Genomic DNA, 9,928 nt, shown 5'->3' on the forward strand with positions numbered 1-9,928 from the left:
CGGGTGGCGAGCGGGTCGGAACGCCACTCGCCACGGTTGTGGTGATAGCCACGCGACAGTGTCACGCCCGGTGAGTGATCCGCCCATCCATCAAGGTATAACGCACCGTTCCCGGCAACGTATGGCCGATGAACGGGCAGTTCTCGCCACGGGACAACCAATGCTCGCCAGCCACGGTGCAGGCGCCTGGATCGAACAGCACCAGGTCCGCCGCTACCCCCACCGCCAGCTTGCCCGCCGGCAGACGCAGGGCATCGGCCGGGCCGGCGCTCAGGCGCGCGAGCAGGGTCGGTAGGTCCAGCAGGCCATCCTCTACCAGGGTCAACGCCAGCGGCAGTAGCAGCTCGACGCTGCTGATACCCGGCTCGGTCGCGCCGAAAGGGGCCAGCTTGGCGTCCCGTTCATGCGGCTGGTGATGGCTGGAAATCGCCTGTATCACCCCGGATTTCAGCGCTGCACGCAGGCCGTCGCGGTCGGCGCGGGTGCGCAGCGGCGGCTGCACGTGATAGAGGCTGGAGAAATCGATCAATGCTTCGTCGGTCAGGATCAACTGGTACAGCGCCACGTCGGCGGTAACCCGCAGACCCCGCGCCTGCGCCTGCGCGATCAGCGCCACGCCACGGGCGCTGGTCAGTTGGCTGAAATGTGCGCGTACACCGGTTTGCTCCACCAACAGCAGGTCGCGGGCCAGGGCCACCGTTTCGGCGGTTTCCGGGATGCCCGGCAAACCGAGGAAGCTGGCGGTCGCGCCTTCGTGGGCCAGGCCGCCTTCGGCCAGGTCATGGTCCTGGGAATGGAACACCACCGTCAGGTCGAAGGTCGCCGCATAATCCAACGCCCTGCACAAGGTGCGACTGTTGCGAAAACTGTCCAGGCCGTTACTGAAAGCCACGCAACCGGCATCACGCAGCGCAACCAGTTCCGCCAGTTGTTCGCCGTCCAGGCCCTTGCTCAGTGCACCGATGGGGAACACCTTGGTATTACCGGCCTCGCGGGCACGGTCGAGGATCAGTTCGGCCACGGCCGAAGTGTCCAACACCGGTTTGGTGCGTGGTGGACAACACAGGCTGGTGACACCGCCAGCGGCGGCGGCACGGGTTTCGCTGGCGATATTGCCTTTGCGGCTGTAACCGGGTTCGCGCAGGGCCACGTTGAGGTCGACCAGCCCAGGGGCGGCAACCAGGCCCTTGGCGTCGATGGTTTCACTGGCCGCGAAACCCACCGGGGCGGCGCCGATGGCAATGATCTTACCGGCCTCCAGGTGCAGATCGGTCACTTGATCCAGGCCGCTGCTTGGATCGATGACGCGGGCGCTGAGAATGCTGAGCTTCACTGGGCGTTCTCCTGCTCGAATTGGCGCTGGGCGGTCTGCCCGCTCATGGCCATGGACAGCACGGCCATGCGCACGGCGATACCATAGGTGACTTGATTGAGGATGACCGAGCGCGGACCGTCGGCCACCGCCGACTCGATCTCCACGCCGCGGTTGATTGGACCTGGGTGCATCACGATGGTATCCGGCCTGGCGCCGGCCAGGCGTGCGGTGGTCAGGCCGAACAAGCGGTAGAACTCACCTTCGCTGGGCAGCAGGCCGCCGGTCATGCGTTCACGCTGTAGGCGCAGCATGATCACCACGTCGACATCCTTCAGACCCTCGGCCATGTCGGTGTAAACCTTCACGCCGAATTGCTCGATTCCGATGGGCAGCAGGGTTTTTGGCGCGATCACGCGGATATCCGGGCAGCCCAGGGTCTTCAGCGCCAGCATGTTCGAGCGGGCGACCCGCGAGTGCAGGATGTCGCCGACAATGGCCACGGAGAGGTTTTCGAAGCCACCCTTGTGGCGACGGATGGTCAACATGTCGAGCATGCCCTGGGTCGGGTGTGCGTGCCGGCCATCGCCGCCGTTGATGATCGCCACCCGTGGGCAGACGTGCTCGGCGATGAAGTGCGCGGCGCCGGAATCGCCGTGGCGCACCACGAACATGTCGGCGGCCATGGCCTCGAGGTTGCGCAGGGTGTCGAGGAGGGTTTCACCCTTGCTTGCGGACGAGGTCGACACGTTCAGGCTGATCACGTCCGCCGACAGCCGTTGGGCCGCCAGTTCGAAGGTGGTCCGGGTGCGAGTGGAATTCTCGAAGAACACGTTGCACACGGTCTTGCCGCGTAGCAGCGGGACCTTCTTCACCGCCCGAGCGCCGACCTCAAGGAAGGAGTCGGCGGTATCGAGGATCTCGGTGAGCAACTCGCGAGGTAAACCGTCAAGTGACAGGAAGTGGCGCAACTGGCCCTGATCATTGAGCTGCAGGGGGCGCTTGGCGTCTGGAGGCGTCATCGCTAGGGACTCTTTTTAAGTGCTTAAAGGGCCAGGTCTTGAAGTTCAAGTTGGAACGGTGCAGGGCCGGACAACTTTACCCGTTCCGTGGGCGCCAGTGACAGGGTCGCGCCCACTACATTCGGTCGGATCGGCAATTCGGCGGCGTCCAGGTCCAGTAGACAGACAAGGGTCACGCTGGCCGGGCGACCATAGTCGAACAGTTCGTTGAGGGCGGCGCGAATGGTCCTTCCACTCATCAGCACATCGTCGATCAGCACCAGGTGCTGACCTTCGATCTCAAACGGCAGCTCGGAGGGGCGCACCTGTGGGTGCAGGCCGTTCTGACTGAAGTCATCGCGGTAGAAGGAGACATCCAGGATGCCTAGCGCCGAATCGCTGTCCAGCGCCTTGAGCAACGCCTGGGCGACCCACACACCGCCGGTACGGATGCCGATATAATGTGGGGTATCGATGGCGCGTTGTTCAAGGTGGGCCTTGAGACGGATGGCCATCTGGTCGATCAGTTCGGTGGGATTGGGCAGGCTCATGGTGGCTCCTTCAAGGCCCTCGCCCGGCAAGCGCGGCGGGGGCTGAAACGGTGGGGCGTCAAACGCCTTCAGAGTTGGGGTGCAGGGTTTTCTTCGATCCAGCTTTGCAGTAACAGCTTGGCGGCGATAGCGTCCACCGGGTTATCGCGATAGGTGCCTTTCTGCCCGCCCTTGGCCAGGCGCTCACCCTTGGCCTCGAAAGTGGTCAAGCGTTCATCCTGGGTGAAAAAAGGCACGTTGTAGCGACCGTTGAGCCGGCGGGCGAATTTTTCCGCACGAGCGCACATCTCACTGGGTGTGCCGTCCATGTTCAAGGGCAGGCCGACCACCACGGCATCGGGTTGCCACTCCTTGATAAGGGCTTCGACCTGACTCCAATCGGGAATGCCGTTCTGCGCCTTGAGGGTACACAGCTCGCGGGCTTGGCCGGTGATCATCTGGCCGACGGCGACGCCGATCTGCCGGGTCCCGTAATCGAAGCCCAGCAATAGGCGGATAGTGGTCATCAGGCGTGGCCCGCCTGACTGGTGAGCAGACTGAGGTTGACGCCCAACTGGGCGGCGGCGGCGGCCAGGCGGGCATCGCTGTCGGTTTCGAAAAGGATATCGGGGGAGAACGGGCAGGTCAGCCAGGCGTTATCGGTCAGTTCGGCTTCCAGTTGCCCAGCTTCCCAGCCGGCATAGCCAAGGGCGATCAGGCTGCGTGGCGGGCCGATACCGTCGGCGATGGCGAACAGCACATCCTGGGATGTCGACAGCGCCAGGCCTTCGAGTTCGACGGTGGCCTGATAGGTCTTGCCGATTGGGTGCAGGACAAAACCGCGATCGGTCTGCACCGGACCGCCGGAGTAGATCGGCACATGCTGGCAGAGTCCTGGCGGATCGATATCCGGGCGCAACTGTTCGAGAATATCGGCCAGGTTCAGGGACTGTGGACGGTTGATAACCAAGCCCATGGCACCGTTCGCGGTGTGCTCGACGATATAGGTCAAGGTCTGCGCGAAATTCGGGTCGGCCATATGCGGCATGGCGATCAGGAAGTGATGCTTGAGGTAAGTCGGGGTGAGATTTTTCATGAACTCTAGTGTGGCGTTGGGCGGGCGAGCTGACAAGCCCGCTCACCACCGGGGCAGTGGGGACCTTGGACATAATAAAAAGAAAAGAACAGCCAAAGTGAAAAATACCGAAACAGAATGTGGTGGTTTAATTTTCCCGGACACCCCGATGGGTGGAAAATGCACCTATCGCGGCGTTTTTCATGACCGACAAGCTCAGGATGATTACCGATTGTGGCGAGGGCATTTAGGTTGCTCAAACGCTCGCCAAGTGGGGTTCGCTCTAATAACCACGGATGTCGGTGATTCAACATTCCGTACCCCGGCACGCGGACAAACAGTACTGATGCATCAATTGCTGGACAGCTTGTCGCCTCGGGCAAAACGCCAGGTGCGGATGATTTCCAGGCGGTCGATGTCCGCTAGATCGCCGGTAAAGGGCGCGAAGGGCGCCGCCAGCCTCACGATGCGCTGGGCCGCCTGGTCCAGCAGGGGTTGCCCGGACGACTCCAGCACCAGCACCTCATACAGCGAACCGTCATGGTTGATCGAGACCATCAGCCGCAGGTTGCCGTAGATCTGCTGACGCCGCGCTTCTTCGGGGTAGTTGAGGTTGCCGATCCGCTCGACCTTCTTGCGCCATTCGTCCTTGTACCAGGCTCCCTTGTCGCGCATGGTAGAAGCCGCGCTCAGGCGATGGATACGCGGACGCTTGGCGTACAACTGCTGTTCCTGGGCCAGTTCGGCTTCCAGGCTGGCGATATCGTCGGACAGTTGTGAGCTGTCGAACGTTGGCGTCTGGGCCTTGGGCGCGGCTTGCACCTTGGCTTCTTCGCGGGTGACGGTTTTTTTCGGCTTCGGCGTGACGGTGGCGACAGCCGCCTTGGGGGTGGCTTTCTCGACTTGCTGCTTGACCGGCGGCGGAGTTACCTGGTTGACGGTGTTGTCCTGGAACGGCGCGACCGAGGTGGTAGTGGGGATTGCCTTCTTGTCCAGGGTGCCGCTGCCTTGCTGGTTCTCCTGGGCGATAAAGTCGGCCTTTTTGGGCTGGGTCTCGCTCTTGAACGTGGCCAGGGTGATTTCCAGGGTCCGGCTGATCTGTTTGGGCTCGACGAAGCTGAAGCCGATGCCGAGAATCAGCGCGAGGTGGATCAAGGCCGCGATAAACAAGGTAAAACCCAGCCGATCGGCTGGACGCACGCCGGTGCGGGAGAGTTCGGAGGGCAGATCGGCGGGGAGTGTCATGACCAGAAAACCAACATCACGCGTATCAGGGCCGATGCATGATAACGCAATGTTGGTTTCATCTCGGCGGTTCTATATCAACGGCTTTTGAGCTTCTGCTCGATGGCATCCATCAGCAGGCCGCCGATGTTGGTGCCGAAGGCATTGTCGATTTCGCGAATACAGGTGGGGCTGGTGACGTTGATTTCCGTCAGGTGCTCGCCGATCACGTCGAGGCCGACGAATAGCAGGCCTTTTTCGCGCAAGGTCGGGCCGACCTGGGCGGCGATCCAGCGGTCGCGGTCGGTCAACGGGCGGGCTTCGCCACGACCGCCAGCGGCCAGGTTGCCGCGGGTTTCGCCGGCAGCCGGGATCCGTGCCAGGCAATACGGCACCGGTTCGCCATCGATCATCAGGATGCGCTTGTCACCGTCCTTGATCCCTGGCAAGTAGGCCTGGGCCATGATCTGTTGAGTGCCGAGGACGGTCAGGGTCTCGAGGATCACCGACAGGTTCGGGTCGCCAACCCTGTGGCGGAAGATCGAGGTGCCGCCCATGCCGTCCAGCGGCTTGAGGATCACGTCGCCGTGCTGGGCGGCAAACTCGCGCAGGACATCCGCCCGACGGCTGACCAGGGTCGGCGGCGTGCAGTGCGGGAACTGGGTGGCGAACAGTTTTTCGTTGCAGTCGCGCAAGCTTTGGGGCTTGTTCACCACCAGTACACCGGCGCGCTCGGCCTGTTCCAGCAGATAGGTGGAGTAGACGAATTCCATGTCGAACGGCGGATCCTTGCGCATCAGGATCACGTCCAGCTCGCCCAGGGCTGCGTCGGTCTCGGCTTCCAGCTCAAACCAGTGCTCGGGGTTGGTAAACACCTTCAAGGGTTTCATCCGCGCCCGGGCCACGCCGCCGGCATCCTGATAAAGGTCTTGCTGTTCCATGTAGAACAATGTCCAGCCGCGCTCCTGGGCAGCCAGTAACATGGCCAGCGAGCTGTCCTTCTTATAGGAAATGCTGGCGATGGGGTCCATGACAATCCCGAGACGAACGCTCATGGGCTATATCCTCTGTTGGCCGCGACGGCCGCAATGGCTTGAAAAAGGGCTGTCAGAGTGGCGCTCCGGCTGTTTGCGGTCAAGGAAAAACCGCCTGTGGCTCTGGCTCCGAGGCCGCTCATGGATTGCGGGGGGAGACTGTGCTAAAAAGGTGCGCATCCTGTACGAAGTCCCTCCACATCCAGGGTGTCGCGCCCGAAAAAAGCGGGAGCCTGTAGAAAACCAGTCGCTGTGGCGAGGGTAGAACAGATATGGAACAGCACTCCAGCGCTTTGAAAGTTATGATCATCGATGACTCCAAGACGATTCGTCGCACCGCCGAAACGCTGCTCAAGCATGTCGGTTGTGAAGTCATCACGGCCGTCGACGGTTTCGAGGCGTTGGCCAAGATTGCCGATCATCATCCGGATATTATCTTTGTCGACATCATGATGCCGCGTCTGGATGGTTATCAGACCTGTGCCCTGATCAAGAACAACAATGCGTTCAAATCGACCCCGGTGATCATGCTGTCCTCCAAGGACGGTTTGTTCGACAAGGCCAAGGGGCGCATCGTCGGCTCGGATCGGTTTTTGACCAAGCCGTTTAGCAAAGAGGAGTTGCTGGAGGCAATCAAGGCCCATGTACCGGGGTTCGGGGCAGTGGAACAAGTACGTTGACGGGTGGCCGGTGGGTCGTCCGTTTTATAAGAATAGAGGGAACACCATGGCACGCATCCTGATCGTCGATGATTCGCCGACTGAAATGTACAAACTGACCGGCATGCTGGAAAAACACGGCCATGAAGTCCTCAAAGCCGAGAATGGCGCCGACGGCGTGGCCCTGGCCCGCCAGGAAAAGCCCGACGCGGTCCTGATGGACATCGTCATGCCTGGCCTTAACGGCTTCCAGGCGACCCGCCAGTTGACCAAGGATCCGCAAACTACGGCGATCCCGGTGATCATCATCACCACCAAGGATCAGGAAACCGACAAGGTCTGGGGCACGCGCCAGGGCGCCAGGGACTACCTGACCAAGCCGGTCGAGGAAGAGACCCTGCTCCAGACGCTGAACAACGTCTTGGCCGGTTGACGGCCGACGCCCATGGCTGATTCGCAGACCGCCTTCCAGTTGCTGCTGGAAATCGACCAGCGCTGCCGGCTGCTGGCGGCGGGCTTGCCGTCCCAGGAAAACCGCCCGGATACTTGGAGCGGCATCGGTTTTCGGCTTGGCGAGCAGTGGTACGTGGCACCGATGGGCGAAGTGGCCGAGGTTCTCCATGAACCTCGCTACACCCTGTTGCCAGGGGTGAAGCCCTGGGTCAGAGGCATTGCCAACCTGCGCGGGCGATTGTTGCCGATCATGGACCTGTGCGGTTTCTTCGGCCATGAGTCGTCGGTGTTGCGCAAACAGCGACGGGTGCTGGTGGTGGAATACAAGGAGGTGTTCGCCGGCCTGCTGGTGGATGAGTTGGCGGGCATGCAGCACTTTCCCCAGGGCAGCTTGCAGATGCATTCAGCCGAGAGCCCGGAGCGGATGGTGGCACCGTTTGTACAGGGCTGTTTCGAACGAGAGCGCAATTGGTGGATCTTCAGCCCGTTTGTCCTGGCACAGGCGCCGGGCTTTCTCGATGTGGCGGCCTGACGCCATGGACGTCCGTTCAGTCTCGACGGTACAGGCGGGGAGCCTGATCGATGATTAAAGCCCACACCAGCGAGCCCCGGGGGGCTTCGCGCAGTCGTTCGCAGATCATCGCGCTGTTTATCGCGCTAATTGTGTTCATCATGTTGTTGTTTGCCAACTTCGCCTACCTGAACACTCAGTCCAACTACGACAAGCAATACATCAGCCACGCCGGCGAACTGCGGGTGTTGTCTCAGCGTATCGCCAAAAACGCCACCGAGGCGGCTTCCGGCAAGGCTGCGGCGTTCAAGTTGCTCGGCGATGCGCGCAACGACTTCGCCCAGCGCTGGGGCTACCTGAAGAAGGGTGACCCGGCCACCGGCTTGCCCGCGGCACCGTCCGTCGTGCGCAGCGAAATGTGGGCGGTGCAGCAGGATTGGGAGAGCCTGCTGAAGGACACCGACGCGATCCTCGCCAGTGAACAGACTGTGTTGTCTCTACACCAGGTGGCCGCGACCCTGGCCGAAACGGTGCCGCAGTTGCAGGTCGAATACGAAAAGGTCGTGGAAATCCTTCTGCAACGCGGCGCACCGGCGACCCAAATAGTGATGGCCCAGCGCCAATCATTGCTTGCGGAACGTATTCTCGGTGCGGTGAACACCGTGCTAGCCGGCGGGGAAGCCGCGTCCCAGGCTGCCGATGTCTTCAGGCGTGATGCGGTGCGCTTCGGTCAGGTGCTCAACGGCATGCTGCGGGGCAATGCGGCGCTGAAGATTTCCCAGGTCGAAGACAAGGACGCCCGCGCCCGTCTCGGGGATATTGCCGAACTCTTCGAGTTTGTCTCCGGCTCCGTCGACGAGATTCTTCAGACATCGCCGGAGTTGTTTCAGGTCCGCGAGTCCGCCAGCAATATCTTCAGCCTTTCGCAAACCCTGCTGGACGAAGCTTCGCAGCTAGCCAATGGTTTCGAAAACCTCGCCAGCGGGCGCTCCCTCGACACCCTCGGCGGTTATGTCCTGGGCCTGCTGGCGCTGGCCTCGATCATTCTGATCGGCCTGGTGATGGTTCGCGAAACCAACCGGCAACTGCACGAAACCGCCGAAAAAAACGAGCGCAACCAGCATGCGATCATGCGCCTGCTGGATGAAATAGAGGACCTGGCCGCTGGCGACCTGACCGTGACTGCCTCGGTGACCGAAGACTTCACCGGGACCATCGCCGATTCGATCAACTATTCGGTGGACCAGTTGCGCGACCTGGTCGCGACCATCAACCTCACCGCAGGCCAGGTGGCCGCCGCCGTGCAGGAGACTCAGGCCACCGCGATGCAATTGGCCGAAGCCTCCGAGCATCAGGCCCAACAGATCAGTGAGGCGTCCGCCGCCATCAGCGACATGGCCAAATCCATCGATCAGGTGTCGGCCAACGCCGCTGAATCCTCGGCGGTGGCCGAGCGTTCGGTGGAAATCGCCAATAAGGGTAACGAAGTGGTGCACAACACCATCCATGGCATGGACAATATTCGCGAACAGATCCAGGACACCGCCAAGCGTATCAAGCGCCTCGGCGAGTCTTCCCAGGAAATCGGCGATATTGTCAACCTGATCGACGACATTGCCGAGCAGACCAATATCCTGGCTCTCAACGCGGCGATCCAAGCGTCCATGGCTGGCGACGCCGGGCGTGGCTTCGCGGTGGTCGCCGATGAAGTCCAGCGCCTGGCCGAGCGGTCTTCCGCCGCGACCCGGCAGATCGAGACCTTGGTGCGGGCGATCCAGGCCGACACCAACGAAGCGGTCATTTCCATGGAACAAACCACCACCGAAGTGGTGCGCGGCGCTCGGCTGGCGCAGGATGCCGGGGTGGCTTTGGAAGAAATAGAAGGTGTCTCGAAAACCCTGGCGGCGCTGATCCAGAGCATTTCCAACGCGGCGCAGCAACAGACCTCGTCGGCGGGGCAGATTTCGCTGACCATGAACGTGATCCAGCAGATCACCACCCAGACTTCATCCGGCTCAACCGCCACCGCCGACAGCATTGGTAACCTGACGAAAATGGCCAGCCAACTGCGGCGTTCGGTCTCCGGCTTCACTTTGCCCCAGGCGCAAGATGCGCGTGAAATCCGGTAG

General features: G+C 61.7%; 11 protein-coding genes. 4 read left to right on the forward strand and 7 right to left on the reverse strand.

Features of this window, described 5'->3' with window-relative positions; all coding sequences use genetic code 11:
- Positions 1 to 61: 61 nt before the first annotated feature.
- The 7 genes from BMX68_RS13350 to gshB form a co-directional block, all read right to left on the reverse strand.
- On the reverse strand, positions 62 to 1,333 hold the full coding sequence (locus BMX68_RS13350) for a dihydroorotase (RefSeq protein WP_017130473.1): 1,272 nt from the start codon (positions 1,331 to 1,333) through the stop codon (positions 62 to 64).
- Positions 1,330 to 2,334 carry an aspartate carbamoyltransferase catalytic subunit gene (locus tag BMX68_RS13355; protein ID WP_017130472.1) on the reverse strand — a complete coding sequence of 335 codons (1,005 nt, stop codon included), beginning with the start codon at positions 2,332 to 2,334 and terminating at the stop codon, positions 1,330 to 1,332. The genes BMX68_RS13350 and BMX68_RS13355 overlap by 4 nt, the downstream gene beginning before the upstream one ends.
- Before the next feature lie 23 nt (positions 2,335 to 2,357).
- Positions 2,358 to 2,864 carry a bifunctional pyr operon transcriptional regulator/uracil phosphoribosyltransferase PyrR gene (gene pyrR, locus BMX68_RS13360; RefSeq protein ID WP_017130471.1) on the reverse strand — a complete coding sequence of 169 codons (507 nt, stop codon included), beginning with the start codon at positions 2,862 to 2,864 and terminating at the stop codon, positions 2,358 to 2,360.
- Positions 2,865 to 2,932: 68 nt separating this feature from the next.
- Complete coding sequence (gene ruvX, locus BMX68_RS13365; protein ID WP_017130470.1) at positions 2,933 to 3,370, reverse strand: Holliday junction resolvase RuvX; 438 nt, start codon at positions 3,368 to 3,370, stop codon at positions 2,933 to 2,935.
- Positions 3,370 to 3,939, reverse strand: a complete 570-nt coding sequence (locus tag BMX68_RS13370; protein ID WP_017130469.1) for a YqgE/AlgH family protein — start codon at positions 3,937 to 3,939, stop codon at positions 3,370 to 3,372. Before BMX68_RS13370 ends, ruvX begins: the two co-directional genes overlap by 1 nt.
- A gap of 330 nt (positions 3,940 to 4,269) precedes the next feature.
- Positions 4,270 to 5,163, reverse strand: a complete 894-nt coding sequence (locus BMX68_RS13375; protein WP_017130468.1) for an energy transducer TonB — start codon at positions 5,161 to 5,163, stop codon at positions 4,270 to 4,272.
- A 77-nt stretch (positions 5,164 to 5,240) separates the two neighbouring features.
- On the reverse strand, positions 5,241 to 6,197 hold the full coding sequence (gshB, locus tag BMX68_RS13380; protein ID WP_017130467.1) for a glutathione synthase: 957 nt from the start codon (positions 6,195 to 6,197) through the stop codon (positions 5,241 to 5,243).
- A 251-nt stretch (positions 6,198 to 6,448) separates the two neighbouring features.
- On the opposite strand from gshB, the gene pilG reads away from it, so the two are divergent.
- Genes pilG through BMX68_RS13400 form a run of 4 tightly spaced genes read left to right on the forward strand, consistent with a single transcriptional unit; the run spans position 6,449 to position 9,928 of the window.
- On the forward strand, positions 6,449 to 6,856 hold the full coding sequence (pilG, locus tag BMX68_RS13385) for a twitching motility response regulator PilG (protein ID WP_017130466.1): 408 nt from the start codon (positions 6,449 to 6,451) through the stop codon (positions 6,854 to 6,856).
- 46 nt (positions 6,857 to 6,902) lie between these two features.
- Positions 6,903 to 7,268: a twitching motility response regulator PilH gene (pilH, locus tag BMX68_RS13390; protein WP_017130465.1), complete on the forward strand. Its 366-nt coding sequence runs from the start codon at positions 6,903 to 6,905 to the stop codon at positions 7,266 to 7,268.
- A 12-nt stretch (positions 7,269 to 7,280) separates the two neighbouring features.
- Positions 7,281 to 7,820, forward strand: coding sequence for a chemotaxis protein CheW (locus BMX68_RS13395; protein WP_017130464.1), 540 nt, complete (start codon positions 7,281 to 7,283; stop codon positions 7,818 to 7,820).
- 50 nt (positions 7,821 to 7,870) lie between these two features.
- Entirely contained in the window at positions 7,871 to 9,928 is a 2,058-nt protein-coding gene (locus BMX68_RS13400; RefSeq protein ID WP_060781988.1) for a methyl-accepting chemotaxis protein, read from the forward strand.

Source organism: Pseudomonas agarici, from assembly GCF_900109755.1.
GTDB classification, from domain to species: domain Bacteria; phylum Pseudomonadota; class Gammaproteobacteria; order Pseudomonadales; family Pseudomonadaceae; genus Aquipseudomonas; species Aquipseudomonas agarici.

Excerpts from the sequence above, each read along its gene's own strand:
- pyrR (WP_017130471.1), bottom strand. The coding sequence starts at position 2,864 with ATGAGCCTGCCCAATCCCACCGAACTGATCGACCAGATGGCCATCCGT.
- BMX68_RS13375 (WP_017130468.1), bottom strand. The coding sequence starts at position 5,163 with ATGACACTCCCCGCCGATCTGCCCTCCGAACTCTCCCGCACCGGCGTG.
- BMX68_RS13370 (WP_017130469.1), bottom strand. The coding sequence starts at position 3,939 with ATGAAAAATCTCACCCCGACTTACCTCAAGCATCACTTCCTGATCGCC.
- ruvX (WP_017130470.1), bottom strand. The coding sequence starts at position 3,370 with ATGACCACTATCCGCCTATTGCTGGGCTTCGATTACGGGACCCGGCAG.
- BMX68_RS13355 (WP_017130472.1), bottom strand. The coding sequence starts at position 2,334 with ATGACGCCTCCAGACGCCAAGCGCCCCCTGCAGCTCAATGATCAGGGC.
- pilH (WP_017130465.1), top strand. The coding sequence starts at position 6,903 with ATGGCACGCATCCTGATCGTCGATGATTCGCCGACTGAAATGTACAAA.
- BMX68_RS13400 (WP_060781988.1), top strand. The coding sequence starts at position 7,871 with ATGATTAAAGCCCACACCAGCGAGCCCCGGGGGGCTTCGCGCAGTCGT.
- gshB (WP_017130467.1), bottom strand. The coding sequence starts at position 6,197 with ATGAGCGTTCGTCTCGGGATTGTCATGGACCCCATCGCCAGCATTTCC.
- BMX68_RS13395 (WP_017130464.1), top strand. The coding sequence starts at position 7,281 with ATGGCTGATTCGCAGACCGCCTTCCAGTTGCTGCTGGAAATCGACCAG.
- pilG (WP_017130466.1), top strand. The coding sequence starts at position 6,449 with ATGGAACAGCACTCCAGCGCTTTGAAAGTTATGATCATCGATGACTCC.